The following is a 26823-nucleotide window of genomic DNA, read 5'->3' on the forward strand; positions in this document are numbered from 1 at the left end:
GGCTGGCGGGGTGCGCGGAGGCCGGCCGAGTGGGCCAGCGCTGGCCGGAGGCCGACGCGCCCCCTTGACGGACAACAACCGGACAACACCCCTCCCCTTCCGAATCACGTCGGCGGCGGGTGGAGTGGGGGACGTGGACGCACCCCTGATCTGGTCGACGGCGGATCTCCAGACCCTCAAGGGCTGGGGTCCCGCAGAGATCCGCCGCGCGGTCCGTGAGGGCCGGCTGCTGCGGCTGCGGCGGGGCACGTTCACCGAGGCCACCGGGCTGTCCCCTGCGGCCGAGCACCGCGCTCGCGTCCGTGCCGCGCTGAGGACGCTCGGGGACAGCACCGTGATCAGCCACGCGTCCGCCGCCGTCCTGCAGGGTCTCCCCGTGCAGCGGGCACTGCTGCAGCAGGTGTGGGTGACCCGCGCGAAAGGAAGCGGTGGGTGCACCGCCACCCTCAGAGCCACCCGAGCCCCCGTTCCACCCGACGAACGGACGACCGTGGCCGGCATCACGATGACGTCGGTGGCGCGAATCGTCGCCGACCTGGCCCGGACCGTCCCCTTCGAGTGGGGGGTCGCAGCCGCGGACGCCGCCCTCAGGCAGGGGACGGAGCTCGCGTCCCTCGAGGCCACCCTCGCCTCGGGCGCCCGGCGTCCCGGCCAGCGGCGGGCACGCCGTGTGGTCGGGTTCGCCGACGCCGGGTCCGAATCCGCCGGCGAGTCGTTGAGCCGGGCCACCTTCCTGCTCCAGCACCTGCCGATCCCCCACGTGCAGTTCGAGGTGCGCACCGCCTCCGGGGCGTTCGTGGCCCGCGGCGACTTCGGCTGGGAGGAGCAGGGCGTCATCGGTGAGTTCGACGGCGCCCTGAAGTACGACGGTCTGGACGGACGGCGTCCCGCTGACGTCGTGATGGCCGAGAAGGAACGCGAACAGGCGCTCCGCGACGAGGGCTGGTGGATCGTCCGGTGGGGCTGGCGGGAGCTGTCGCGCCCCGCAGCGCTGGCAGAACGCATCCGCAGGGCGTTCGGGCACGCCGTCCGGCGCTGAGGCCCCTCGGACGGCCACCTCACCAGCCTTGCCCCACCTCACCGGGGATGGGAGCACGCCGCCCGTGCCCGAACGCTGGTTGAGTGCGTGAGCACCGGCGCGGTGACGTGGGCGGAGCACAGCGCACCGGACGCACGACGGCGCCGCCCCCTCGCGGGGACGGCGCCGTCGGGTGTCAGCGCGATCAGGCCTCGGCGGGGACCTCGGCGGTCGCGTCCTTCTTCTCCTCGACGACCGGGACGAGCGACAGCTTGCCCTTGTCGTCGATCTCGGAGATCTCGACCTGGACCTTCTGGCCCACGCTCAGGACGTCCTCCACGTTGTCGACGCGGTTGCCGTTGTTGAGCGTGCGCAGCTTGCTGATGTGCAGCAGGCCGTCCTTGCCCGGGAGCAGCGACACGAACGCGCCGAACGCCATGAGCTTGACGACGGTCCCGAGGTAGCGCTCGCCCTTCTCCGGCATCGTCGGGTTGGCGATGGCGTTGATCAGGGAGCGGGCGGCCTCAGCGGACTCGCCGTTGGTCGCGCCGATGAAGATCGTGCCGTCGTCCTCGATCGAGATGTTGGCGCCGGTGTCGTCCTGGATCTGGTTGATCATCTTGCCCTTGGGGCCGATGACCTCGCCGATCTTGTCGACCGGGATCTTCACCGTGATGATGCGCGGCGCGTACAGGCTCATCTCGTCCGGGACGTCGATCGCCTCGTTCATCACGTCCAGCAGCGTGTGGCGGGCCTCGCGGGCCTGCTGCAGGGCGGACGCCAGCACGTCGGACGGGATGCCGTCGAGCTTGGTGTCGAGCTGGAGCGCCGTCACGAAGTCGCGGGTACCGGCGACCTTGAAGTCCATGTCGCCCAGCGCGTCCTCGGCGCCGAGGATGTCGGTCAGCGCGACGTAGCGCATCTCACCGTCGATCTCCTCGGACATGAGGCCCATGGCGATGCCGGCCACGGGGGCCTTCAGCGGCACGCCGGCGTTCATCAGCGACAGCGAGCTGGCGCAGACCGAACCCATGGACGTCGAACCGTTCGAACCCAGCGCCTCCGACACCTGCCGGATCGCGTAGGGGAACTCCTCGCGGCTCGGCAGCACCGGCACCAGGGCGCGCTCGGCGAGCGCACCGTGACCGATCTCGCGACGCTTGGGGGACCCCACACGACCCGTCTCACCCGTGGAGTAGGGCGGGAAGTTGTAGTTGTGCATGTAGCGCTTGGTCGTCTCCGGGGAGAGCGTGTCCAGCTTCTGCTCCATGTCGAGCATGTTCAGCGTGGAGACACCCAGGATCTGGGTCTCGCCGCGCATGAACAGCGCCGAGCCGTGCACACGCGGGATCACGCCGACCTCGGCCGACAGGGTACGGATGTCGCGCGTGCCGCGCCCGTCGATACGGACGCCCTCGGTGAGGGTCTTGCGGCGGACGACCTTCTTGGTCAGGGCACGGTAGGCGCCGGTGACCTCCTTCTCGCGACCCTCGAAGCGGGGGCCCACCTCCTCGCGGACGGCGGCGAGCAGCGCCTCGGTGGAGGTCTCGCGCTCGTGCTTGCCGGCGATGGCCATGACCGCCTCGAGGCGCTCGCTGGCGGCCTCGGCGACGGCGGCGTAGACGTCGTCCTCGTAGTCCTTGAAGACCGGGAAGACGCTCATCGCCTTCGGCAGCTGGTTGGCCAGCTCGACCTGCGCCTCACACAGGGCCTTGATGAACGGCTTGGCAGCCTCGAGGCCCTGGGCGACGACGTCCTCGGTCGGTGCCTGCTTGCCGGCGCGGACCTGGTCGACGGTGGTCTCCGTGCCACCGGCCTCGACCATCATGATCGCGACGTCACCGTCGGGCAGGACGCGACCGGCGACCGCCATGTCGAAGACGGAGTCAGCCATCTGCTCCACGGTCGGGAAGCCGACCCACTGATCGCCGATCAGCGAGACGCGGACGCCACCGACCGGGCCGGCGAACGGCAGGCCCGCAAGCGTGGTGGACGCCGAGGCGGCGTTGATGGCCAGCACGTCGTAGCGGACGTTCGGGTTGAGCGCCAGTACGGTGACCACGACCTGGACCTCGTTGCGCAGGCCCTTGACGAAGCAGGGGCGCAGCGGGCGGTCGATGAGGCGCGCGGCGAGGATGGCGCCCTCGGACGGGCGGCCCTCCCGGCGGAAGAACGAGCCGGGGATGCGACCCGCGGCGTACATGCGCTCCTCGACGTCGACCGTCAGCGGGAAGAAGTCGATCGCGTCACGCGGGTTGTTCTGGGCGGTGGTGGCGGACAGCAGCATCGTGTCCTCGTCGAGGTACACGGCCGCCGAGCCGTTCGCCTGCTGCGCGAGCAGGCCGGATTCGAAGCGGACGACGTGACGACCGTACGTGCCGTTGTCGATGACCGCTTCAGTGAAGCGGACGTCGGGACCCTCCATGGCCATGGAGTACTTCCTTTCAGGTGTGCGACACCCAGCTCCGGCCACTTCAATTCGTAGGGTTTTCGGTCTTCGATCGAGGCCCACGGGTACCAGCCCCGGAGGCCACTACCGAGGACCGAACAGCGCGGGCCAGGTGCAGCGTGGACAAATCTTGAATTGTGCGGGCGCGAAGTTGCGCACCCAAGCGTCAGGCTACCGCCTGACCATGCACAACAGGGAGCGGCCGCGCGGGCCACTCCCTGTGGTGGAGGTCAGAGGATCAACGGCGCAGGCCGAGACGCGCGATCAGCGCGCGGTAGTGCTCGACGTCGTTCTTGGCGACGTAGTTGAGCAGGCGGCGGCGCTGGCCGACCAGCAGCATGAGGCCACGACGGCTGTGGTGGTCACCCTTGTGCTGCTTGAGGTGCTCGGTCAGGTGCGAGATCCGCTTGGACAGAAGCGCGATCTGGACGTCGGGGGAACCCGTGTCGCCCGGCGTCGTCGCGTACTCGTCGATGATGGCCTTCTTGGTGGCGGCATCCATGTGCATTCCCCTTGATCCGTTGCGCGGCGCCGATCCCGGTCGGGTGGCTCTCTTGGTCCGCGGGCGTCCTGACGCCGAAGATCAACAATAGCCGACGCAGCGCCGATCGCCCCAATCGAGCGATCGACCCCGTTCAACTTGTCGAAGTTGAAAATCTCGATGTCGTGAGGCCTGACACTCAACGACGGGTCGTAGTAGCCTGATCTGGCCGAGCGCAGAAGGAGTGCCATGACCGTAGTGATCGGGATCCCAGCCAGTGCTGAACACGAAACCCGTTCGCCCATCGTCGGGGATGTCGTCAAGAAACTCGCAGGGCTGGGCGCCCGCGTGCTGGTGCAGCGGGGCGCGACAGACGCCTCCTTCGCCACCCCCGATTCCCTGGGGGATGTCGACTGGGCCGACACGTCCGCCGATGTCATCGCGGGCAGCGACGTCATCTGGACCATCGGGAACCTGTCGGACGCCGACACCGCGGCCCTGCGCCCCGGTCAGGTCCTGATGGGGCTGCTGACCCCCTACGCGAGCGTCGAGCACGCGAGCCGACTGGCGGCCACGGGGGTGACGGCTTTCGCGATGGAACTCCTCCCCCGCATCTCCCGTGCGCAGTCGATGGACATCCTGAGCTCGCAGGGGTCGGCATCCGGCTACCAGTGCGTGCTGATCGCGGCGGCCCGCGCCCCCAAGTTCTTCCCGATGCTCACCTACGCCGCCGGCACGATCCGGCCCAGCCGCGTGCTGGTCATCGGCGCGGGTGTCGCGGGCCTGCAGGCCATCGCCACCGCCAAGCGGCTCGGCGCCATGGTGCAGGGCTACGACGTCCGTCCCGAGACCCGCGAGCAGGTCGAGAGCCTGGGCGCGAAGTTCGTGGACACCGGCGTGAGCGCCGCCGGCGACGGCGGCTACGCCCGCGAGCTCACCGCCGAGGAGGTCGACCGGCAGCGCGCGGCGCTCGCGAAGGCCGTCGCGGATGCCGACGTCCTCATCACCACCGCCGCCGTCCCCGGCAAGAAGGCACCCGTCATCGTGACCCGCGCCATGGTCGAGGCCATGAAGCCCGGTTCTGTGGTGGTCGACATGGCCGCCGAAGGCGGCGGCAACGTCGAGGGCACGGTCGCCGGCAAGGAGGTGCTGGTCGGGGGCGCCCGGGTCGTCGGCCCCATCAACATCCCCGGCCGCATGCCCGTCCACACCTCGGAGATGTTCGCCAAGAACCTGCTGAACTTCACCGCCCCGATGATCACCGACGGAACCCTGACCATCGACTGGAGCGACGAGGTGATCGCCGGCACGGCCCTCACCCACTCCGGGCACGTCGTCCACGCGGGCGTCGCGAAGGTCCTCGGGCTGGAGCCTCACGAGATCCAGTCGCCGGCCGAGTTCGCCCCCGCCTCCACACTTTCCACCGACACCGCCGTAGCCAAGGAGTCCTGACCGAGATGACGGACCTGTTGTACCTGTACATCTTCATCCTCGCCGCGTTCGTCGGCTACGAGGTGATCAGCCGCGTGCCGGTGATCCTGCACACGCCGCTGATGTCCGGCTCGAACTTCATCCACGGCGTGGTCCTGGTCGGTTCGTTGTGGGCGCTCGCCCACGCCGAGACGCCCGTCCAGCTCGTCCTCGGATTCTTCGCGGTCCTCCTGGGCGCGGCCAACGCCGCCGGTGGCTACGTCGTGACCGAGCGCATGCTCGGCATGTTCGCCGCCAAGGGTGACGCCAAGAAGGGGGCTGCGGCATGACCGCCATGGGTTGGATCCTCAACGGCGTCTACCTCGTCGCCGCCGTCCTGTTCATCTTCGGCCTCAAGGCGATGAGCTCGCCGAAGACCGCAGCCTCCGGCATCAAGTGGGCCGGTGTCGGCATGGTGCTGGCCACCCTCGCGACGTTCTTCCTGCCCGGGGACGGCGGCGGCTTCGCCTACTTCCAGGCCGACAAGCGGATCAACCTGGTCCTGGCGATCGTCGCCCTGCTCGCCGGCACCGTCCTGGCCGCCTGGCTCGGCAAGGTCGTCAAGATGACCGACATGCCCCAGATGGTCGCCATCTACAACGGCATGGGTGGCGGCGCCGCGGCGCTGATCGCCGCGGTCGAGTTCACCCGGCCCGTGCCGCCCACCGGTGCCCACGCGGTGCTGGCCATGCTGGGCGCGCTCATCGGCTCGGTCGCCTTCTCGGGGTCGGTCCTGGCCTGGGCGAAGCTCCAGGGCGTCATGCAGAAGGCGGTGCGCTGGCCGGCGCAGAACGCCGGCAACGTGATCCACTCGCTGGTGACGCTGGGCCTGGGCGTGGCGATCATCGTCGTCGGGCCGCACCCGCTGCTGGTCATCGCGTTCTTCGTCATGTCGCTGATCCTGGGGTTGGCCCTGACCAGCCCCATCGGCGGCGCCGACATGCCCGTCGTCATCTCCCTGCTCAACGCCTTCACCGGCCTCGCGGTCGGCCTGGAGGGCTACGTGCTGGGCAACCCGGCGCTGATCATCGCCGGCATCGTGGTCGGCGCGGCCGGCTCCCTGCTGACCCTGCTCATGGCCAAGGCCATGAACCGTCCGTTGACGAACGTCCTGTTCACCCCCATCACCGGGGAGGCGCAGGCCGGCGACGGCCCCAGCGGCACGATGAAGGAGGTCAACGCGATGGACGCGGCGGCCATGATGCGGTACGCCGAGAGCGTCATCATCGTCCCCGGGTACGGCATGGCCGTCGCCGGTGCGCAGCACAAGGTGTACGAGATGACCAAGCTGCTGGAGGCCGAGGGCGTGGACGTCAAGTTCGCCATCCACCCCGTCGCCGGACGCATGCCCGGCCACATGAACGTCCTGCTCGCCGAGGCCGGCGTCCCGTACGACCAGATCTACGACCTGGACGAGGTCAACGCCGACTTCCCGCTCGCGGACGTGGCGCTGGTCATCGGCGCCAACGACGTGGTCAACCCCGTGGCCCGCACCGACAAGTCGAGCCCGATCTACGGCATGCCGATCCTGGACGCCGACAAGGCGCGGCAGTGCATCGTCATCAAGCGCGGACGAGGTGCGGGCTACTCCGGCATCGAGAACGCCCTGTTCTACGCCGAGAACACCTCCATGCTCTACGGCTCGGCCCAGCAGGCCGTCGCCGAGGTGGTGACGCACATCAAGGAACTCAGCTGACCCAGAACAAACGGGCGACAGCGTCTCGCGGTCGGGCGATCCCGGCAACGCGTGGGGGCAAGACAGACTTGCGTTTCGCCCCCCATCCGCAAGACTGTGGGAGTGCGCAAGCCACCGAGGGAGGAGTGAGGACATGACCGAGGCACCCAAGGGCGCGTCCATCGAGACGCGGCTCGCGACGGCGGAGGACCTGCCGGGCCTGGAGGCGAACGAGACGACCGCAACCAAGGGCCTGACGGCGTCCTACCTGGAGGAGCAGTCCCGGGGTGACTACTACGTCGTGGTGGGCCTCCTCAACGGCGAGATCTCCGGGCGCGTCATCCTCGACTGTCGCGAGGACACGGCGCTCGTCCCCGAGATGAAGCTGCTGTGGGTCTTCCCGAAGTTCCGCCGCCATGGTCTCGGCGCGGCCCTCACGGGCCACCTCGAGGAGTTGGCCCGGGAACTCGGCTACGACGAGGTCTTCCTCGGCGTCACGCCCGACAACCCGGCCGCCATCCCGCTCTACATCGGTCTGGGCTACACCCCCACCGGCGACCACCGCAGCGCCCTCAACATGTCGGTCATCGACGGCGAGGGCGTGGGGACCGACGATCCGATCGAGGCGATCTACCGCAAGTCGCTCACCGTGCGTTGACGCACCGGCGCTCTCCTGCGCGAGGGCCCCACCCCGTTCGGGGTGGGGCCCTCGTCCGTCTCAGGCCGTCGCCACGGCCGTCAGGTGCACCAGCCGGTTCCCCGCCGCGAACTCCAGCACGACGTCCTCCCCTTCGAACCGGTGACCCAACAGAGTCACCCGGCCGTGGACGAGGCACACGAGCAGGTCGGTGAGATCACCGGGACGCCGAGCGGTGACGGCCAGGGCCGTACCGTCGGCGAACGTCAGCGTCCACGGGCCGCCGTCGCTGCCCGGGGCGAGACCGCGCGCCGGGATCCGCCGGCCCAGGATGGTGCGCAGGCGGGACGCCAGGTCGGTCGACCGCCGGGTGAGGCGCTCCCACAGCAGCCGTTGCGCGACGGCGTTCAGCTCTGCCTCGTCGGCAGGCAGGATGTCGAGCGGGACGGCCGGACGTGAGGGCCGCTCCGAGTTGAACCACCAGACGCCGATGAAGGTCAGGACGGCGACGGCCAGGAACCCGAGGAGCTCCATGGATCAAGTGTGCGCCGGAAAGGCGCGCGGCGGAAGGGTCAGGCGCAGGGGTGCCCGGCGAGCGCGGCCCGCGTGGCCGCGACGTCGGCGTCCATCTGCGCGATCAGGGCGTCGATGCCCAGGAAGCGCACCTGGCCCCTGATGCGCTCACAGAAGTCCACCGCGATGGGGGCGTCGTACAACTCGAGGTCGTCACGGTCCAGGACGAAGCTCTCGACGCGACGGTCGACCCCGTCGAAGGTCGGGTTGGAGCCGACCGAGATGGCCGCGGGCCACGTCGGGGCGGCCCCGCCCTGGGGCAGCGGTTCGCCGTGGGCGTCGAGGCCATCCATGCGGGTGACCCAGCCGGCGTACACACCGTCGGCCGGACAGGCGAAGTCCGACGGAACCGGCAGGTTGGCCGTCGGGAAACCCAGCTCCCGGCCGCGCTTGTCGCCGTGGCGCACCACGCCGCGGAACCGGAACGGGCGCCCGAGCAACTCACCGGCGTGCCGGACGTCCCCGGCCTCCAGTGCCGCGCGGACAGCCGAACTGCACGTCTCCTCGTCCCCGAAATGGACCAGCTGCAGGCCGGTGACCTCGAAGCGGCCCGCCCCCAGCGCGGTCAGCGTGGCGACGTCGCCCGAGGCCTTGTGCCCGAACCGGAAGTTCTCCCCCACCACCACGCGGCGCGGCTCCAGCGGCATGATGTACTGCTCGACGAACTCGGCCGGGCTCTCCTGGGACAGCTCCCGGGTGAACTCGATGACGCGCACCTCGTCCGCCCCCGCGGCGCGCAGCAGCGCCACGCGGTCCTCCAGGTTGGTGAGCAGCTTCGGGCCGCCGCCGGGACGGACGACCGAGGCCGGGTGCGGCCAGAACGTCAGGACGACCAGCGGCACGCCCGGCTCGGCCTCCTTGGCCTTGCTGAGCACCAACTGGTGCCCCGGGTGCACGCCGTCGAAGTTGCCGATGACCACCACGGACCCTGTCAACGCCTGCTCCCTCCGGTTCACTGCGCGATCACCCTACAACTCCTCCGCCTCACACCAGCACCGCGACCGGTTCGCTGCCCCCGGCCGCCGGGCGGTACAGGGCCAGCAGGTGGCCCCGGTTGACGAGTGCGGTCGGGTCGGCGGGAACTTTCAGGGCCAGGGGACGCCCGTAGCCGATGTCGCGCGCCTCGTCCTCGCCGACCTCCAGGGTCGCGAAGGCCAGCGGTGCGATGTCGGCCAGCGGATAGGGCCGGACGTCGAACAACTCACCGCGCTCGAGCTGGGGCAGCTCGGCGTCCCAGGTGGCGTGCTCCAACCCGAAGGGGCCGACCCGCGTCCGGCGCAGCGCGGTGAGGTGCCCGCCCACGCCGAGCGAAGCGCCCAGGTCGCGCGCCAAGGCCCTGATGTAGGTGCCTGAGGAGCAGTCCACCACCACGTCGAGGTCCACGACGGGGACGCCTCCCGCCTCGGCCTGCCGCACGTCGTGGACGTCGAAGCGCGCGACGGTGATCTCACGGGCCGCCAGCTCCACCTCCTCGCCCTTGCGTGCCAACGCGTAGGCTCGGCGGCCGTTGATCTTGATCGCCGAGACGGTGCTGGGCACCTGCTGGATCACCCCGGTCAGGGCGGCCACGGACGCCTGGAGGCGCGGGCCGACGGCGGCCAGGGACGCGCCCACGGCCTCCGTCACCTCGCCCTCGGCGTCGTCGGTGTTCGTCGCCTGCCCGAGGCGGATCGTCGCCTCGTAGGTCTTGCTGGTCAGCAGCAGGTGGCCGAGCAGGCGGGTGCCCTTCTCCACCCCGAGGACGAGCACGCCGGTGGCCATCGGGTCCAGCGTGCCGGCGTGGCCGACCTTCTTGGTCCCCAACGCCCGGCGGGCCCGGGCCACGACCTGATGGCTCGTGATCCCGGATGGCTTGTCGACGATGAGCAGCGACGGCTCGGCCACGCGCTCAGGCCTCGTCGTCGTCGGCGTCGTCGTCCTCGTGGGGCTTCTTGTACGGGTCCGCCTCGCCGGCGTACACGGCGCCCGCGGAGCGAGCGGCCAGGTCCGCGTCCGAGGCACGCGCCTTGGCCAGCAGCGCCTCCATCTCGGCAGCGCTCTCGGGGATGGCGTCCAGCACGAACGCGATCGTGGGGGTGAACTTCATGCCCAGCTGCTTGCCGACCGTCGAGCGGATCATCCCGTTCGCGGAGGCGAGGGCCGCGGCCGTGCCGGCGCGCTCCTCCTCGCCGCCCATGACCGTGTAGAACACGGTGGCCTCGCGACCGTCACCGGTGAGACGGACGTCGGTGATCGTGACGAACTCACCGAGCCGGGGATCCTTGATGCGCCGCTCGAGGAGCTCCGCGACGATCACCTTGATCTGCTCGGCCACCTTGACGTACCGGGGGTTGCCCATGGTCGGGTCCTCTCTACTCGAACGGGAATTCGCAGTCTACTGGGGCGCGCCTCCGCCCCGGACAAGCCGAGGGGCGGGGCCGGAACACCCGGCCCCGCCCCCCTGCGACTCAGTCGCGCGGCTTCTCCACCATCTCGTACGTCTCGATGATGTCACCGTGCTTGATGTCGTTGTAGTGCGCGAGCGTGAGACCACACTCGTAGCCCTCGCGGACATCGGTGGCGTCGTCCTTCTCGCGCCGCAGCGACGCGATGGACGTCTCGGTGACGACCACGCCGTCCCTGAGGAGGCGGGCCTTGGCGTTGCGCTTGATGTGGCCCTCGAGCACCATGCAGCCGGCGATCGTGCCGAACTTGGAGCTCTTGAAGATCTCGCGGATCTCCGCCTGCCCCATCGTCTTCTCCTCGAAGATCGGCTTGAGCATGCCCTTCAGAGCAGCCTCCACCTCGTCGATCGCGGCGTAGATGACCGAGTAGTAGCGGATGTCGACACCCTCGGCGTCGGCCATCTGCGTCGCCTTGCCCTGCGCGCGGACGTTGTAGCCGATGATGACGGCATCCGACGCCGCGGCCAGCGAGACGTTCGTCTCGGTGATCGCACCGACGCCACGGTCGATGACGCGCAGCGACACCTCGTCGGCGACCTCGATCTTGGCCAGCGAGTCCTCCAGCGCCTCGACCGAACCGGCCGAGTCACCCTTGAGGATGAGCTTGAGCTCCTGGGTCTCGCCCTTCTCCAACTGCTCGAACAGCTGGTCGAGGGTCTTGCGACGCGTCGTCTTGGCCAGGAGCGCCGCACGGCGGCGAGACTCGCGCTTGTCGGCGATCTGTCGGGCCATCCGGTCGTCGTCGACGACCAAGAAGTTGTCACCCGCACCCGGGACCGACGTGAGGCCGAGGACCTGGACCGGCATGGAGGGCGGAGCCTCGTCGATGGTTTCGCCGGTGTCGGTGATCATCGCACGGACGCGGCCATGGGCCGATCCGGCGACGATCGAGTCGCCGGTCCGCAGCGTGCCCCGGTGCACCAGGACGGTCGCGACGGGGCCACGACCCTTGTCGAGGTGCGCCTCGATCGCCACACCCTGGGCGGGCATGTCGGGGTTGGCGCGCAGGTCCAGCGAGGCGTCCGCCGTCAGGACCACGGCCTCGAGCAGGCTGTCCAGGCCCTCACGGGTGACGGCCGAGACGTCGACGAACATGGTGTCGCCGCCGTACTCCTCGGGGATGAGTCCGTACTCGGTGAGCTCACCGCGCACCTTGACCGGGTCGGCGGACTCCTTGTCGATCTTGTTGACCGCGACCACGATCGGCACGTCAGCCGCCCGGGCGTGGTTCAGAGCCTCGATCGTCTGGGGCATCACACCATCGTCGGCCGCGACCACCAGGATGGCGATGTCGGTCGACTTGGCGCCACGGGCACGCATGGCGGTGAACGCCTCGTGACCCGGGGTGTCGATGAGGGTGATGCGACGCTCCTCGTCGCCCACCGCGGTCGAGACCTGGTAGGCGCCGATGGCCTGCGTGATCCCACCGGCCTCCCCGGCGACCACGTTCGCGTGACGCAGCGCGTCCAGCAGCTTGGTCTTGCCGTGGTCGACGTGACCCATGACGGTGACCACCGGCGGGCGCGACTCGAGGTCCTCCTCACCGCCGAAGTCCTCACCGAACTCGATGTCGAAGGACTCGAGCAGCTCGCGATCCTCGTCCTCGGGGCTGACCACCTCGATGTCGTAGTTCAGCTCGGCACCCAGCACCTGCAGCGTGTCGTCGGCCACCGACTGGGTGGCGTTGACCATCTCGCCGAGGTGGAACAGCACCTGCACCAGCGATGCGGGCTCGACGCCGATCTTCTCGGCGAGGTCGGTCAGGGACGCACCACGACGGAGGCGGACCTTCTGGCCCTCACCCTGCCTGATGCGCACGCCACCGATCGATGGGGCCTCCATCTGGTCGAACTCTGCGCGACGCGCCTTCTTGCTCTTGCGTCCGCGACGCGCGGGGCCTCCCCCACGGCCGAACGCACCCTGGGTGCTGCCGGCGCGACCGCCACGGCCGCGGCCACCGCCGCCGCCGACGGGACCCGTCGGGCCGGTCGAGGGCCCGCCACCCATGCCGGGACGACCGCCCCCGGCACCGCCGGGACGACCGCGACCAGCGCCGCCGGGGCTTCCGGGGCGACCCGGGCGGGAACCGGCGGGGCTCAACTGCCCGGAGGCCTGCTTCGGCATCATGGCCGGGTTCGGGCGCGGCATGCGCGGAGCGCCACCTTCAGCGCTGGGACGCGGGCCCGGACGACCAGGAGCGCCGGGACGCGGGGCTCCGCCCGGACCCTCCGGGCGAGGACGACGCACGCCCATGCCCTGGCTGGACGCGAACGGGTTGTTGCCCGGACGCGGGGCGCCGGACGGACGAGCGGGACGAGCCCCGGGCACTCCCCCCGTGCCACCCGGACGGGGGCCGGGTGCTCCGGGGCGCGGGCCGGGGGCGGCAGGACGCGGTCCCGGGGCCGGGGCCGCACCGCCCGGACGCGGAGCCGGCGCGGCAGAACGGCCCGAGGCCGGACGCGGCGCCGGGGCACCCGGACGCGGACCGGGGGCGGCCGGACGCTGCGTCGGAGCCTGCGGGGCGGCCGACTGCGGGGCAGCGGCCTGCGGAGCGGCAGCCTGCGGGGCGGCGGGCTGCGGAGCGGACGGGGCGGGCGCCTCGGCGGCCGGCGCAGCCGGCTGCGCGGGGGCAGCGGGCTGGATCGGCTCGGCAATCTGGGGGGACGCCGGGCGCGGACCGGGCGCCGGAGCAGCCGGGGCCGCCTGCGCCGCGGGTGGCGGCGGGGTGGGGCCGGGCCGGCGGGGGGCTCCCGGACGCGGGCCGGGGGCACCGGGGCGGGCGCCGGCAGCTGCGGGGGCCGCCGGCCTGGCGGGCGCGGATCCTCCGGACCCAGCCCTGAGCTTCTCGGTCAGCCGCCGAACGACGGGCGGCTCGATCGTGGATGACGCGGACCGGACGTACTCGCCCATGTCCTGGAGTGTCTTGAGGACATCCTTGCTTTCGAGTCCGAACTCCTTTGCGAGTTCGTAGACGCGGACCTTGGCCACTACTCTCCTTCAGGCCCGCGCATGCGCTGGGCCAGTTAGTTGTTGATGCTCATTACTGGGAACTCATCGAGTGGTCATGAGCGTTAGCCCACCTTCTGGTTGTGTTCACGCACGGCTGCGCGAAGCGCATCGGCCAGTCTAGTGGCTACGGCCCCGAATTGCCCAAGCGAGGATCCGGCGCGTCCACCTGCTCGACCACGGAGGCCAGCCCGGCGGGATCGCCCGCGGCCACCCGCAAGGCACGAGGGATGGCCCGGCGCTTGAGCGCCAACGCTCCGCAGCCGGGGTGCAGCCAAGCCCCGCGCCCTGGCGCGGTGCGGCTGACGACGAAGCCGGAAGCCGTGTGCGCCACCCGCACCAGGGCCTCCTGTTGGTCAGGACGGCGGCAACCCACGCAGGTCCGAATCGGCACGTGGTCACCCTAGCGGCAGGGCTCGTCCCGGGCGTGGCGGCGACGCCGGATCACTGTGCACCATAGTTATTCGATCTCAACAATCTCGATATTGAGATTCTTCCGGGGATGCCCTACCTTCAGTACGAGACGGGGCCAACGACGGCCCCGCGGCCGCGTGAGGAGCGCCCCGATGACGCCAGACCGTGACCTGTCCCCGGGCCAGCCCCGGACGGACGACACCGAGTTCCACCTGCCCGAGGACCACTCGCCGCTGCCCGAGCTGGTCCACACCGAGAGGCCCCACGGGGAGCCCGGCACCGCCGCGTTCGTCGCCCTCTCCCAGAGGACGGAGTACACGAACCTCCGCTCCACCTTCCGCCGCTTCGCCTTCCCGATGACCGTCGCCGGCCTGGTGTCGTACTTCACCTACGTGGTGCTCTCGATCTACGCGGTCGGCTTCATGTCCACGCCGCTGATCGGGCACCTCACCGTCGGCATGAGCCTCGGCCTGGCCCAATTCGCGGTGGTCTACGTCTGGACCTTCCTGTACGTCCGCTTCATGAGCACCAGGATCGACCCCACCTCCCAGGCCCTCAAGGCCCAGCTCGAGAAGGGAGCCGGCGCATGATGCTGCTGGAGACCACCCAGTACGGCAACCCGATGATCAACATCGCGGTCTTCGCCCTCTTCGTCATCGCCACCTTGGGCATCGTCATCGCGGTGACGCGCCAGAAGTCCAAGGCATCCGACTTCTACACCGGCGGTGCCGCCTTCTCCGGCCGTCAGAACGGTCTGGCCATCACCGGCGACTACCTGTCCGCTGCCGCCTTCCTGGGGGTGACGGGTGCCATCGCCCTGTACGGCTACGACGGCCTGCTGTACTCCGTCGGCTTCTTCGTCGCGTGGATCGTCGCGTTGTTCCTGGTGGCCGAGCCGCTGCGCAACACCGGCAAGTACACGATGGCGGACGTCCTCAGCTTCCGCATGAACCAGAAGCCCGTCCGGACCGCCGCCGCCACGTCGACCCTGGTCATCTCCTTCGTGTACCTGCTGGCCCAGATGGCCGGCGCCGGCGGCCTGGTCGCGCTGCTGCTGGGTGTCTCCGACCGCACCATGCAGGGCGTCGTGATCGCGCTGGTCGGTGTCCTCATGGTGACCTACGTCCTCATCGGTGGCATGAAGGGCACCACGTGGGTCCAGATGATCAAGGCCGTCCTGCTGGTCGGCGGCGCCGCCGTCATGGCGTTCCTCGTCCTGCTGGGCGAGGGCTTCAACCTGTCCTCCCTGCTGGGTGCCGCCCAGTCGGCCGCGCTCGACCCGACCATGGGCCGCATCACGGCCGCGGGCACCACCAGTGACCTCCTCGTCCCGATGCAGCAGTACGGCGCCAACGAGTTCACCAAGCTGTCGTTCCTGTCCCTGGCCATCGCGCTGGTCGCCGGCCCGTCGGGGCTGCCGCACGTGCTGATGCGCTTCTACACCGTTCCCACCGCCAAGGAGGCCCGTCGCTCCGCGGTGTGGGCCATCGCCCTGGTCGGCGTGTTCTTCCTGATCACCCTCGTGCTCGGCATGGGGGCCGCCAAGCTCGTCGGCCAGCAGACCATCCTCGCGGCTCCCGGTGCCGCCAACTCGGCCGCCCCGTTGCTCGCGCTCGTCCTCGGCGGCGAGATCTTCATGGGCATCATCTCCGGCGTCGCGTTCGCCACGATCCTCGCCGTGGTCGCCGGCCTGACGATCACCGCGTCCGCCTCGTTCGCCCACGACGTCTACAACTCCATCCTGAAGGACGGCCGGGCCGACCCCGAACAAGAGGTCAAGGTCGCGCGCATCACGTCGGTCGTGATCGGCATCCTGGCGATCCTGGGCGGCATCCTGGCCAACGGCCAGAACATCGCCTTCCTGATCTCGCTGGCCTTCGCCGTGGCCGCCTCGGCGAACCTGCCCTCGATCCTGTACACGATGTACTGGCGCCGCTTCAACACCCGCGGCTCGGTCTGGTCCATCTACACCGGTCTGGTGAGCTCGGTCGTGCTGATCGTCTTCTCCCCCGCCATCTCGGGAGCGAAGTCCGCCATGCTGGGCGAGGCGATCGACTTCGCGTGGTTCCCGCTCACCAACCCGGCTCTGGTCTCGGTTCCGCTGGCCTTCCTGGCCGGTTGGATCGGCACCATCACCTCGCCGGTGCGGGGCGATCAGGAACTCGCCGCGGAGATGGAGGTCCGCTCCATGACCGGCGCCGGCGCAGGTGCCGCCATCGCCCACTGACGGACCGGGGCGGACGCCCACCTCGTCACCGACCCCCCACTCGGCCGGCCCCTCGGGGTCGGCCGAGTGGTTCACAGGCTCCTGACAGGGTCGTCGCAGTCGGGGGAAAGCCCCGGGGTGCTGAATGGTGGTCAAGCAAGCAGCACAGAAAGGACCAGACCATGAACAGCATCCAGAAGGTCGGCCTGACCCTCGGGACAGCAGCCCTCGCCCTCGGTGGCGTCGCGGGGCTGAGCAGCCTCGCCCAAGCCGCCGATCCGACCACCTCCCCCACCCCGAGCGCCACCGCAGGCCCACAGGGCGGCATGTACGGCCGGCACGGCGGGATGATGCAGCAGGGCGGGCAGGCGGCCGCCCTGGCCGAGAAGCTGGGCCTCGACGAGGCGAAGGTCTCCGACGCCTTGGAGGCCGCCCACGACGCACTGCGCGCATCGCACCAGGCCGACGACTCGACGACCCGCCCCACCCCCGACCAGGCCCGCGCGGAGCTCGCAGCTGAGCTCGCCAAGACGCTGGGCGTGGACGAGGCGAAGATCTCCGAGGCGCTCACCGCCCTGGAGGCCGAGAGGAACACCGAGCGGGCCGCAGCTCTCCAGACCCGCCTGGACCAGGCCGTCACCGACGGCAAGCTCACCCGGGCCGAGGCGGACGCGGTCAAGAAGGCCGTCGAGGCCGGCGTCATCGGCGGCGGCCCCAGGGGCGGCGGCCACATGGGCGGCCGTCGCTGACGGAAACGGACGGCCCCGGAACGGTTTCCGCCGCCGCACATGAGCCGGACGCCGCCCGCAGTCTCGACTGCGGGCGGCGTCCGGTGGCGCGCCGGCGGAGAACCGCCGAGGCGGTGCTCAGTCCTGGTGGGTGTCCGGCCGGATGTCGATGCGCCAGCCCGTGAGGCGGGCAGCCAACCGCGCGTTCTGTCCCTCACGGCCGATCGCCAGCGAGAGCTGGTAGTCGGGCACGATCACGCGGGCGGCCTTGGCGAACTGGTCGGTCACGGTCACGGACGACACCTTCGCCGGGCTCAGCGCCTCGGCGACGAACTTGGCTCCGTCCTCGGACCAGTCGATGATGTCGATCTTCTCGCCGTTCAGCTCGCTCATGACGGCCCGGACGCGCTGGCCCATCGGCCCGATGCACGCGCCCTTGGCGGACACGTTCGGATCATGGCTGACCACCGCGATCTTGCTGCGGAACCCGGCCTCGCGTGCCACGGCCTTGATCTCGACGACGCCCGAGGCGATCTCGGGCGCCTCCAGCTTGAACAGGCGCTGCACGAGGTTGGGGTGGGTGCGGGACACGATCACCTGCGGGCCCTTGAGCTCGCGGCGGACTGCCACCACGTACACCTTGAGCCGCTGCCCGTGCGTGTAGCTCTCGTTGGGCACCTGCTCCGCCGGCGGCATGATCGCCTCGAGGGGGCCCAGGTCCACCCGGACGGTGCGCGAATCCCGATCGGCCTGCACGACACCGGTGACGATGTCGCCCTCCTTGGCGGAGAAGTGGCCGAACTTCTGCTCGTCCTCAGCCTCGCGCAGGCGCTGGAAGATCACCTGGCGCGCGGTGGCCGCGGCCACGCGGCCGAAGCCCTCGGGCGTGTCCTCGTACCAGCCGACGACCCGACCGTCCTCGTCGGTCTCGGGCGCCATCACGGCGAAGCGACCGGTCTTGACGTCGAGTTCGACCTTCGCGCCCGCCACCGGGTCGGCCGACTTCTCGTAGGCGTTGAGGATGGCCTCCTCCATCGCGCCCACGAGCACCGCCATCGGGATCTCCTTGTCGCGCTCGAGCGAACGCAGCGCCGCCATGTCGATGTCCATGTCACTCCTCCTCGTCGCCGTCGGCGTCCGCGAAGGCATCCTTGCGGAGTTCGGCCTGCACGACGGCCTTGGTGATGTCGCTGAAGTCGACGCGCCGGGACTCCCCGGCCACGTCGAGGTCGAGACCGGATTCGTCGACCGCCTGGATGCGGCCCTCGACGGAGCCGTCGGTCAGCGTGAGCGCGACGAGCCGTCCGGTGTTGCGCCGGTAGTGCTTGGGTTGGGTCAACGGACGGCTCACGCCGCGGCTGGAGACCTCCAACGTGTACGGGGCCTGACCGGTGGCGGCGGACTCGTCGAGCGCGAGCGAGAGCGCGCGCGTGGCGTCCGCGATCTCGTCGAGGCTGGGCCCACGGCCCTCCGGGCCATCGCCGTCGAGGTAGACACGCAGGACACTGCGCCGGCCCGCGCTGGCGATCTCGATCCGGTCGACCTCCAGACCATGCTGCTCCACGACGGGGCCCACGACTCGGGCAATCTCTTGTTCGTGCATGGCGCTCCCGTTCCTGTTGTGGTCGTGCAGTTGTCCGGTCAGTGTAGCCGGACGTCGAGGCGATGAGGTCGGTGTAGCCTCGCGTGCGTGCTGAGCCGTCGCGTCCTGCTGGGTGGCGCCGCCCTCGCGGCGTTGGCCGGCTGCGGCATCCTGCCCGGGACGGGCACCACGACCATCGCCCCCGCGCCGGACCCCGGGGTCCCCGGCCACCAGGCCCTGCACCGTCTGCGTGCGGCCCTGGACCACGCGGCCTCCGGCCCGCTGACCCTGCCCCAGGCCGACCTGCTCGCCTGGGCACGCGACGTCAACGACGACCAGTTCCGCGCCGTCTCGCTCGCCACGCTGGCGGACGTCGGCCCCCCACCCTCCCTCCAGCCGTCCCCCGCGCCGGGGGCGACCGCGGCACCCGCCGCGCCGCCCGCCGGACTCGCCGAGGCCCTCGCAGCGGCCCAGACGTCCTTCAGGGACCAGGCTCTCGACGCCACCATCGCCCGACCCCTCGTGTGGGCATCCATGGCCGCGTGGTGTGCCGCGCTCTCCGCCCAGCTCCCGGACGCCGCGGGAGCGCGCGAGCCCGCTCGGGGTGTCCGCCTGCCCGCCCCCCAGGAGCCCGGGGCTGCCGCCCAGGCCGCCCTCGACGCAGCCGCGGCCACGGTCTACGGCCTCGAGGTGGCGGCGGGCGCTCTGGGCCTGGGGCGCAAGGAGCAGGACCACCTGCGAACCCGGATCACCTTCTGGTCGGGCCTGCGTGAGGAGCTGGCGGCCGGCATCGCGGCGGCGTCCGCCACCCCCACGCCTGCGCCACCGTGGTACGCGGTCGGCCGTCCGTCGGACGCCGCGGCGGGGCGCGCGTTGGCGGCCCGGCTGCAGGCGTCCGCGCTACCGGTGCTGGGTCGGACCCTGGCGAACGGCCCCGAGTCGCTGCGCCCGCTGCTGGTGGACGCGCTGGGGGGCGTCGCTGCGGACGTGCCGCGGTGGGGTGGTCTGCTGGAGCGGTGGCCGGGGTTGCCGGCCACCTGACCGCTGGGTCAGGCGAACAGGGGCGCCACCATGTCCCAGGTCAGCTTGAGGCCGAGGGCCACGATCACGACCAGGAACACCTTCCGGACGAAGCCGTTGCCGTGCTTCAGCGCCATCGTGGCGCCCAGGAAACCTCCGGTGAGGTTGGCGATGCCCATCGCCGCGCCCAGCCCCCACAGGATGTTGCCCGACAGGCCGAACACCACGATCGCGGCGACGTTCGTGGTCAGGTTCGCGATCTTGGCCAGGGCGGTCGAGGTGAGGAAGTCGAAGCCCATCACGGCGACGATGAGGATCAGGAAGAACGAGCCCGTCCCGGGGCCGATGAAGCCGTCCCACAGGCCCACGACCAACCCGATCCCGGCGAGCCACGCCACGCCGCGCCACCCGGTGTGCTTCACCTCGTGCTTGAGCCCCAGGTGCGGCCGGCGCCACGTGTACCAGCCCACGCCGACGATCGCGCCCAGCACCAGCGGGGTGAAGGCGGCGCGATCGAGGTGGTGGGTGAGTTGCGCGCCCAGCGAGGAGCCGAGGTAGGAGAACGCCACCAGGGGCACGAGCGCGGCCCACGGGATCCGCACCTTGCGCAGGTACGTCACGACGGCGACGGCCGTCCCCATCGAACTCGGCAGCTTGTTCGTGCCCGCGACCGTCGGGACGGGTGTGTCAGCGGGCAGCCCGATGAGCAGGGACGGCAGCTGGATGAGCCCGCCGCCACCGACGATCGAATCCACCCAGCCCGCCAGCCCGGACGCGGCGATGAGCAGGACGATCGTCAGCAGCGGCAGCTCGAGGCCGGTCACGCGCGGCCACCCGCGATCCGATCAGGCGCGGACGAGCGCCACGACATGGTTCAACACGATGTCGAGGCCCATCTCCTCCTTCGCACCGCTGGCGCGGTCGCGCACCTCGACGAAGCCCTCGGCCAGGGTCCGGCCCACCACGACGGTGGTGGGCATGCCCAGCAGTTCGGCATCGGCGAACTTCACGCCCGGCGACGCCTTGCGGTCGTCCAGCAGCACGGCCACGCCCGCCTCGTCCAACTCGTGGGCCAGCCGCGTGGCGAACGACAGGGCCGCCTCGTCCTTGCCGGTGGCGACGATGTGGACGTCGAACGGGGCGATGTTGCGGGGCCAGGCCAGACCCTTCTCGTCCGAGGTCGCCTCGGCGACGGCGGCGACCGCGCGTGACACGCCCACTCCGTAGGAGCCCATGGTCACGGTGACGAGCTTGCCGTTGGGGTCGAGGACCTTCAGGCCCAGCGCGTCCGCGTACTTGCGGCCGAGCTGGAAGATGTGGCCCATCTCGATGCCGCGGGCCAGGGTCAGCGGGCCGGAACCGTCGGGGGCGGGGTCGCCCTCGCGGATCTCGGCGACGTCGATCACGCCGTCGGAGGAGAAGTCGCGTCCGCAGACGAGGTCGTAGACGTGCTGGCCGGGCGCGTTGGCGCCGGTGATCCAACGCGTGCCGGGCACGACGGCGGGGTCGGTCAGGTACTGCACGCCCTTGCCGTCCTCACCGAGGCCGAGCGCACCGCCGTTCTGGGAGCCGGGGCCGATGTACCCCTTGGCCAGCTGCGGGTACTTCTCGAACTCGGCATCGCCGAACGCCTCCACCTCGGCCGGCGCGACGGCGGCGTCGAGGCGCTTGGGGTCCACCTCCCGGTCACCGGGCAGGCCGATGGCCAGCGGCGTTCGGGTGCCGTCGGGGTGGCGCAGCATGAACAGGACGTTCTTGAGGGTGTCTGCGCCGGTCCAGGGCCGGTCTGCTCGCGGGAACCGCTCGTTGCTGAGGGCGACCAGCGACTCGATGGTGGGTGAGTCGGGCGTGTCCTCGACGTGGGCGGCCGGCACGCCCGCGGCGTCCTGCTCGGGCGCGAGCGGCCGGCGGACGGCCTCGACGTTCGCGGCGTAGCCACCGGGGCTGCGGACGAAGGTGTCCTCGCCGACCTCGGCGACGGCCAGGAACTCCTCCGACGCCGAGCCGCCCATGGCGCCCGACGTGGCGGACACGATGACGTACTCCAGCCCGAGACGCTCGAAGATGCGCTGGTAGGCCTCGCGGTGGCGGTCGTACGACGCCTGCAGTCCCTCGTCGTCGATGTCGAAGGAGTAGGAGTCCTTCATCACGAACTCGCGCCCGCGGAGCAGGCCGGCGCGGGGCCGGGCCTCATCCCGGTACTTCGTCTGGATCTGGTACAGGCTCAGCGGCAGGTCCTTGTAGGAGGAGTACAGGTCCTTGACCATGAGGGTGAACATCTCCTCATGGGTGGGCCCCAGCAGCATGTCGGCGCCCTTCCGGTCGGTCAGGCGGAGCAGGTTGGGGCCGTACTCGGTCCAGCGGTTGGTCGCCTCGTAGGGTTCCCGCGGCAGGAGGGCGGGGAAGCGCACCTCCTGGGCGCCGATGGCGTCCATCTCCTCACGGACGATCTGCTCGACGTGGTGCAGGACCTTCAGGCCCAGCGGCAGCCAGCTGTAGATGCCCGGGGCGACCCGGCGGATGTAGCCCGCACGGACGAGCCATCGGTGGCTCGGCACCTCGGCGTCGGCGGGATCCTCGCGGAGGGTACGGACGAACAGCTCGGACATGCGTGTGATCACGGAGGCCAAGCCTAGGGGATCGCGGCCGTCTCAGCCGCCCCCAACCACCTCGGAACGAGGATCAGAAGAGGACGGAGGCCAACTCCCCGACGACCTCGTAGCCGACCCTGCGGTAGCTGGCGATGGCGGGCTTGTTGAAGTCGTTGACGTACAGGGAGGCGACCCGCCCCTGCTCGATGATGGCGTTGGTGACGGCCGCCATGGCCGGCACCGAGATCCCCCGGCCACGCAGGTCGGGGGAGACCCAGACGCCCTGGACCTGGGCCACCCGCGCCGACACGGCGCCGAGGTCGGCCTTGAAGATCACCCGACCGTCCTCGACGATCGCGTAGGCGACACCACGGTCGATGAGCGAGCGGACGTAGGTGCGGTAGCCGACCGGGTTCGTGGCGAGCGGGTCCTCCTCGAGCTCCTCCCGGTACATGTGCACGGCCCCCGCCAGGTACGACTCGAAGTCGGACGCCGTCGCCGGGCGCACGCGGGGGTCGGCCTCCACGCGGCTCGGCGTCGCGCAGGCCATCAGGAGCTGGCGCGCACGGACCACGCGCGCATGCTCGTAGACCTCGGGCCAGACGTCGACGAGCCGGTTCCAGAGCCCGAATGCGACGTCGACCGGCCCGACGAGCGCCACGAAGCTGCGCCATCCCCCGAGGTCGGCGGCGAAGGCGTCCAGCGCCTCGTCGTCGGCGTCGACCGGGACCACGTTCGCGCCGACGTGCAGCAGCGATCGCGGCGCGTGGGCCGGGTAGCCCCACAACTCGCCCTGACCGTCGTGCCGCAGGACGCCGGCGTCCACCCGGGAGGCGACGAAGCAGTTGCCGACCGGGTCGGCGTCCAGCAGCCGGGTGACGAGGGCGCGATCGCCCTGGTCGAGGACCCGGCTGCGCATCACACCACGCTCACCGTGGGCGACTCGCCGGTGTGCTCCATCTCGGCGGCGAGCTTGCTCGCCTCCTCGATGAGGGTGGCCACGATCTCGGACTCGGGGACGGTCTTGACGACCTCGCCCTTGATGAAGATCTGGCCCTTGCCGTTGCCGGCGGCCACCCCGAGGTCGGCCTCGCGGGCCTCCCCCGGGCCGTTGACGACGCAGCCCATCACGGCGATGCGCAGGGGCGCGGTGAGGCCCTCCAGCCCGTCGGTGACGTCATTGGCCAGGCCCCAGATGTCCACCTGGGCCCGGCCGCAGCCGGGGCAGGACACGATTTCCATCTGCCGCTGCCGCAGGTTGAGCGACTCGAGGATCTTCTGGCCGACCTTGACCTCCTCCACCGGCGGGGCGGACAGCGACACGCGGATCGTGTCTCCGATGCCCTCGGCGAGCAGGACGCCGAACGCGACCGAGCTCTTGATGGTGCCCTGGAAGGCGGGACCCGCCTCGGTCACCCCCAGGTGCAGCGGGTACTCGCACTGCGCGGAGAGCTGGCGGTAGGCATTGACCATCACGACCGGGTCGTGGTGCTTGACCGAGATCTTGAAGTCGCGGAAGTCGTGCTCCTCGAAGAGGGACGCCTCCCACAGCGCCGACTCCACCAGGGCCTCCGCGGTCGGCCCACCGTGCTTGGCGAGGATCCGCTTGTCGAGGGAACCCGCGTTCACGCCGATGCGCAGCGAGACACCGGCGTCCGCCGCCGCCTTTGCGATCTCGCCGACCTTGTCGTCGAACTGCTTGATGTTGCCCGGGTTGACGCGGACGGCCGCGCAGCCCGCGTCGATCGCGGCGAAAACGTACTTCGGCTGGAAGTGGATGTCCGCGATCACCGGGATCTGCGACTTCTTCGCGATGATGTGCAGGACGTCGGCGTCGTCCTGACTCGGGACGGCGACGCGCACGATGTCGCAGCCCGTCGCGGTCAGCTCGGCGATCTGCTGCAGGGTCGCGTTGATGTCGGTGGTCTTCGTGGTGGTCATCGACTGCACCGAGATGGGCGCTCCCCCACCCACGGGCACCCTGCCGACGTTGATGCGACGGGTCGGGCGGCGCGGCGCGAGGACGGGTGGCGGCGTGGCGGGCATTCCGAGGTTCACGGTCATGGATGTCTCCTTCAGAAGATCTTCACGGGCGAGACGATGTCGGCCACGATGAGCACGATGCCGCACAGCAGGAGGAATCCTCCCACCGCGTAGGCCACGGGCACCATCTTGGCGGTGTCGACCGGGCCCGGGTCGGGGCGTCCGGTCATGCGGGCGAAGGTTCGGCGCAGCCACTCCCACACTGCGCCGAGGATGTGACCGCCGTCCAGGGGCGGCAGCGGAATGAGGTTGAACAGCGCCAGGAACAGGTTGATCGAGCCCAGCAGGCTCGCGAACATCGCGGCCCGGTCGGCGATCGGCTCGTCCTGGACGGCGGCCTGACCTGCGATCGAGCTGGCGCCGAAGATGCTGATGGGTCCGTAGGGGTCCCGGGGTTGGCCGGTGACCATGTCCACCCCCACGTTCCACACCTTGACCGGGAACTGGACGAGCGTGACCAAGGATTGGGTCGCCATGCGGGCCATGTCCCGCACGACCTCGACGGGCCCGCCGTACTCCTTCTCCATGGTGGGGACCACGCCGAGCCAGCCGGCCGGGACCACCTTGGACGGGTCGAGCGAGTCGCGGACGTTGGCCACCCGTGTGTTCACCGTGGGCAACGTCACCTGCCGGCCGTCCCGCTCGACCACGAGGGTGGCGGGACCGTCGAGGTTGGCGCGGATGAGCGCGGTGAGCTGGGCGTAGTCGCCGATGGGGTGGCCGTTCAACGACAGGATGCGGTCTCCGGCGGTGAGCCCCGCCGCAGCCGCCGGGGTCAACGGGTCGGACGGACGGCAGGTCATGTCGTCGCGCTGCTCGGTGATGACGCACTGCTGGATGCCCCGCACGACCGTCTGCTCGCGCCACGTGCCGTGCAGGCCGATCACGCCCCAGAACAGCAGGAACGCCAGCAGCAGGTTCATCGTGATGCCGCCGGCCATGATGATGAGCTTCTGGTGGGTCTTCTTCTGGTAGAAGAGCCGCCCGTGCTCCACGTCGGCCGGGGTGATCTCCTCCCACTCGTAACTGCGCGCGTCATCGGCGAACCGCTGCAGGCGGGTCCGCCCGGCGCCCGGACGGGTCGGGGGGTACATGCCGAGCAGCCGGACGAACCCGCCCAGCGGGAACAGCTTGATGCCGTACTCGGTCTCCCCCCGACGGGTGGACCACAGGGTGCGGCCGAACCCGACGAAGTACTGCGGCACCCGGACGCCGAACAGCTTGCCGGGCACCAGGTGCCCGACCTCGTGCAGTGCCACCGAGGCCATGAGCAGACCGAAGAAGACCAGTCCGAAGACGATGGTCCAGAACAACTCCATCAGCGGGCCTCACCGGCGCAGAACGACTCGGCGCGCATGCGGGCCCACGCGTCGGCCGCCAGGACGGCGTCCACGGTCAGGTCGGGGTCGGGCACGTGTCCGCCCGTGAGATGGTCCTCCAACACGGCTTCCACGGTATCCACGATGTCCAAGAAACCGATCCGGCCGGCACAGAACGCGTCCACGCAGACCTCGTTGGCGGCGTTGTACACGGCCGGGGCCGTGCCCGCGGCGCGGCCCGCCCGTCGGGCCAGCTCGACGGCCCCGAAGGCCTCGTCGTCCAGGGGCTCGAAGTGCCAGTCCCGCGGCTGGGACCAGTCGTAGGACGCCGCGGCGTCCGGAACGCGGTCGGGCCAGGCCAACCCGAGCGCGATCGGGAGGCGCATGTCGGGGGGGCTCGCCTGGGCGATGGTGGCGCCGTCCACGTACTCGACCATCGAGTGGATGTCACTGGTGGGGTGCACGACGACGGTGATCGCGTCGTAGTCGATGCCGTACAGCAGGGCCGCCTCGATGAGCTCCAGGCCCTTGTTGACCAACGTCGAGGAGTTGATCGTGATCACGCGGCCCATGTTCCACGTCGGGTGCGCCATCGCCTCCTCGGGCGTGACATCGGTGAGTTGCTCCCTGCTCCGTCCCCGGAAGGGCCCACCGGACGCGGTGAGGATCAGCCGCCGCACCTCGGACGCCTTGCCCGCGCGCAGCGCCTGGGCGAACGCGGAGTGCTCGGAGTCGACCGCGACGAGCTGACCGGGAGCGGCCGCGCCCGTGACGAGGCGGCCGCCGATGACGAGGCTCTCCTTGTTGGCGAGCGCCAGCGTCGTCCCCGACTCGAGCGTGGCCAGCGTGGCCAACAGCCCGGCCGCGCCGGTGATGGCATTCAGGACGACGTCGCACGCGAGGCGGGCCGCGCGCTCATTGGCGTCGGTGCCCACCACCTCGACCGGGACACCGGCCAGCCGGGCGCGCAACGCGTCGGCCGCCCCCTCGTCCGCCACACCCACGAAACGGGGCCGGAACCGCCGCACCTGCTCGGCCAACAACTCCAGTTGCGACCCCCCGGCGGTCAGGGCCACCACCCGGAACCGGTCCCCGCGGGACGCGATGACGTCCAGCGCCTGGGTGCCGATCGAGCCGGTGGAGCCAAGAATCACGACGTCACGCACC

Annotated in this window: 25 protein-coding genes; 9 read left to right on the top strand and 16 right to left on the bottom strand. The window is 70.7% G+C overall.

Annotated features, from left to right (window positions below):
- Positions 1 to 133: 133 nt before the first annotated feature.
- The gene (locus AC5YDA_RS09190; RefSeq protein WP_496190236.1) at positions 134 to 1039 is read left to right on the top strand and encodes a putative endonuclease domain-containing protein; all 906 of its coding nucleotides are present in this window, start codon (positions 134 to 136) and stop codon (positions 1037 to 1039) included.
- A 184-nt stretch (positions 1040 to 1223) separates the two neighbouring features.
- Here the strand turns inward: AC5YDA_RS09190 and AC5YDA_RS09195 are convergent, their stop codons facing one another.
- Both AC5YDA_RS09195 and rpsO read right to left on the bottom strand, forming a co-directional pair.
- The gene (locus tag AC5YDA_RS09195; RefSeq protein ID WP_496190250.1) at positions 1224 to 3443 is read right to left on the bottom strand and encodes a polyribonucleotide nucleotidyltransferase; all 2220 of its coding nucleotides are present in this window, start codon (positions 3441 to 3443) and stop codon (positions 1224 to 1226) included.
- Between the two features lie 262 nt (positions 3444 to 3705).
- A complete protein-coding gene (gene rpsO / locus AC5YDA_RS09200; protein ID WP_496190235.1) occupies positions 3706 to 3969 on the bottom strand; it encodes a 30S ribosomal protein S15 in 264 nt (87 codons plus the stop codon).
- Between the two features lie 228 nt (positions 3970 to 4197).
- Here rpsO and AC5YDA_RS09205 point away from each other — a divergent pair, with 228 nt between their 5' ends.
- The 4 genes from AC5YDA_RS09205 to AC5YDA_RS09220 all read left to right on the top strand — a co-directional run bounded on the left by AC5YDA_RS09205 (position 4198) and on the right by AC5YDA_RS09220 (position 7751).
- Positions 4198 to 5400 (top strand): NAD(P) transhydrogenase subunit alpha, encoded by a 1203-nt coding sequence (locus AC5YDA_RS09205; protein ID WP_496190234.1) that lies wholly within the window; start codon positions 4198 to 4200, stop codon positions 5398 to 5400.
- 5 nt (positions 5401 to 5405) lie between these two features.
- Positions 5406 to 5708 carry an NAD(P) transhydrogenase subunit alpha part 2 gene (locus tag AC5YDA_RS09210; RefSeq protein ID WP_496190233.1) on the top strand — a complete coding sequence of 101 codons (303 nt, stop codon included), beginning with the start codon at positions 5406 to 5408 and terminating at the stop codon, positions 5706 to 5708.
- The gene (locus tag AC5YDA_RS09215) at positions 5705 to 7114 is read left to right on the top strand and encodes an NAD(P)(+) transhydrogenase (Re/Si-specific) subunit beta (RefSeq protein ID WP_496190232.1); all 1410 of its coding nucleotides are present in this window, start codon (positions 5705 to 5707) and stop codon (positions 7112 to 7114) included. Before AC5YDA_RS09210 ends, AC5YDA_RS09215 begins: the two co-directional genes overlap by 4 nt.
- Before the next feature lie 133 nt (positions 7115 to 7247).
- Positions 7248 to 7751, top strand: a complete 504-nt coding sequence (locus AC5YDA_RS09220) for a GNAT family N-acetyltransferase (protein ID WP_496190231.1) — start codon at positions 7248 to 7250, stop codon at positions 7749 to 7751.
- Between the two features lie 60 nt (positions 7752 to 7811).
- On the opposite strand, the gene AC5YDA_RS09225 is transcribed toward AC5YDA_RS09220, so the two are convergent.
- The 6 genes from AC5YDA_RS09225 to AC5YDA_RS09250 form a co-directional block, all read right to left on the bottom strand.
- Entirely contained in the window at positions 7812 to 8264 is a 453-nt protein-coding gene (locus tag AC5YDA_RS09225) for a hypothetical protein (RefSeq protein ID WP_496190230.1), read from the bottom strand.
- Between the two features lie 38 nt (positions 8265 to 8302).
- On the bottom strand, positions 8303 to 9259 hold the full coding sequence (locus tag AC5YDA_RS09230; protein WP_496190229.1) for a bifunctional riboflavin kinase/FAD synthetase: 957 nt from the start codon (positions 9257 to 9259) through the stop codon (positions 8303 to 8305).
- Positions 9260 to 9287: 28 nt separating this feature from the next.
- Complete coding sequence (gene truB / locus AC5YDA_RS09235) at positions 9288 to 10187, bottom strand: tRNA pseudouridine(55) synthase TruB (protein ID WP_496190228.1); 900 nt, start codon at positions 10185 to 10187, stop codon at positions 9288 to 9290.
- A gap of 4 nt (positions 10188 to 10191) precedes the next feature.
- A complete protein-coding gene (rbfA, locus tag AC5YDA_RS09240; protein ID WP_496190227.1) occupies positions 10192 to 10641 on the bottom strand; it encodes a 30S ribosome-binding factor RbfA in 450 nt (149 codons plus the stop codon).
- A gap of 109 nt (positions 10642 to 10750) precedes the next feature.
- A complete protein-coding gene (infB, locus tag AC5YDA_RS09245; RefSeq protein ID WP_496192932.1) occupies positions 10751 to 13735 on the bottom strand; it encodes a translation initiation factor IF-2 in 2985 nt (994 codons plus the stop codon).
- Between the two features lie 145 nt (positions 13736 to 13880).
- Entirely contained in the window at positions 13881 to 14147 is a 267-nt protein-coding gene (locus AC5YDA_RS09250) for a YlxR family protein (RefSeq protein ID WP_496189089.1), read from the bottom strand.
- Positions 14148 to 14319: 172 nt separating this feature from the next.
- Here AC5YDA_RS09250 and AC5YDA_RS09255 point away from each other — a divergent pair, with 172 nt between their 5' ends.
- The 3 genes from AC5YDA_RS09255 to AC5YDA_RS09265 all read left to right on the top strand — a co-directional run bounded on the left by AC5YDA_RS09255 (position 14320) and on the right by AC5YDA_RS09265 (position 17122).
- Positions 14320 to 14757: a DUF485 domain-containing protein gene (locus tag AC5YDA_RS09255; protein WP_496189090.1), complete on the top strand. Its 438-nt coding sequence runs from the start codon at positions 14320 to 14322 to the stop codon at positions 14755 to 14757.
- Complete coding sequence (locus AC5YDA_RS09260; RefSeq protein WP_496189091.1) at positions 14754 to 16394, top strand: monocarboxylic acid transporter; 1641 nt, start codon at positions 14754 to 14756, stop codon at positions 16392 to 16394. The genes AC5YDA_RS09255 and AC5YDA_RS09260 overlap by 4 nt, the downstream gene beginning before the upstream one ends.
- Before the next feature lie 161 nt (positions 16395 to 16555).
- Positions 16556 to 17122, top strand: coding sequence for a hypothetical protein (locus AC5YDA_RS09265; RefSeq protein WP_496189092.1), 567 nt, complete (start codon positions 16556 to 16558; stop codon positions 17120 to 17122).
- Between the two features lie 117 nt (positions 17123 to 17239).
- Here the strand turns inward: AC5YDA_RS09265 and nusA are convergent, their stop codons facing one another.
- Together nusA and rimP are read right to left on the bottom strand one after the other, a co-directional pair.
- Positions 17240 to 18211 carry a transcription termination factor NusA gene (nusA, locus tag AC5YDA_RS09270; protein WP_496189093.1) on the bottom strand — a complete coding sequence of 324 codons (972 nt, stop codon included), beginning with the start codon at positions 18209 to 18211 and terminating at the stop codon, positions 17240 to 17242.
- A 1-nt stretch (position 18212) separates the two neighbouring features.
- Positions 18213 to 18704 (bottom strand): ribosome maturation factor RimP, encoded by a 492-nt coding sequence (rimP, locus tag AC5YDA_RS09275; RefSeq protein WP_496189094.1) that lies wholly within the window; start codon positions 18702 to 18704, stop codon positions 18213 to 18215.
- Positions 18705 to 18791: 87 nt separating this feature from the next.
- Here rimP and AC5YDA_RS09280 point away from each other — a divergent pair, with 87 nt between their 5' ends.
- A complete protein-coding gene (locus AC5YDA_RS09280) occupies positions 18792 to 19724 on the top strand; it encodes a hypothetical protein (RefSeq protein ID WP_496189095.1) in 933 nt (310 codons plus the stop codon).
- An 8-nt stretch (positions 19725 to 19732) separates the two neighbouring features.
- Here the strand turns inward: AC5YDA_RS09280 and AC5YDA_RS09285 are convergent, their stop codons facing one another.
- From AC5YDA_RS09285 to dxr, 6 genes are all read right to left on the bottom strand, one after another.
- The gene (locus AC5YDA_RS09285) at positions 19733 to 20527 is read right to left on the bottom strand and encodes a sulfite exporter TauE/SafE family protein (protein ID WP_496189096.1); all 795 of its coding nucleotides are present in this window, start codon (positions 20525 to 20527) and stop codon (positions 19733 to 19735) included.
- 21 nt (positions 20528 to 20548) lie between these two features.
- Positions 20549 to 22324 carry a proline--tRNA ligase gene (locus tag AC5YDA_RS09290; protein WP_496189097.1) on the bottom strand — a complete coding sequence of 592 codons (1776 nt, stop codon included), beginning with the start codon at positions 22322 to 22324 and terminating at the stop codon, positions 20549 to 20551.
- 61 nt (positions 22325 to 22385) lie between these two features.
- Positions 22386 to 23213: a GNAT family N-acetyltransferase gene (locus AC5YDA_RS09295; protein WP_496189098.1), complete on the bottom strand. Its 828-nt coding sequence runs from the start codon at positions 23211 to 23213 to the stop codon at positions 22386 to 22388.
- A complete protein-coding gene (gene ispG / locus AC5YDA_RS09300; protein ID WP_496189099.1) occupies positions 23213 to 24358 on the bottom strand; it encodes a flavodoxin-dependent (E)-4-hydroxy-3-methylbut-2-enyl-diphosphate synthase in 1146 nt (381 codons plus the stop codon). Before ispG ends, AC5YDA_RS09295 begins: the two co-directional genes overlap by 1 nt.
- An 11-nt stretch (positions 24359 to 24369) precedes the next feature.
- Complete coding sequence (locus AC5YDA_RS09305; RefSeq protein WP_496189100.1) at positions 24370 to 25656, bottom strand: M50 family metallopeptidase; 1287 nt, start codon at positions 25654 to 25656, stop codon at positions 24370 to 24372.
- Positions 25656 to 26822 carry a 1-deoxy-D-xylulose-5-phosphate reductoisomerase gene (dxr, locus tag AC5YDA_RS09310; protein WP_496189101.1) on the bottom strand — a complete coding sequence of 389 codons (1167 nt, stop codon included), beginning with the start codon at positions 26820 to 26822 and terminating at the stop codon, positions 25656 to 25658. Before dxr ends, AC5YDA_RS09305 begins: the two co-directional genes overlap by 1 nt.
- Between the last annotated feature and the right edge of the window lies 1 nt (position 26823).

It is taken from the genome of Propioniciclava sp. LT294 (genome assembly GCF_059516005.1).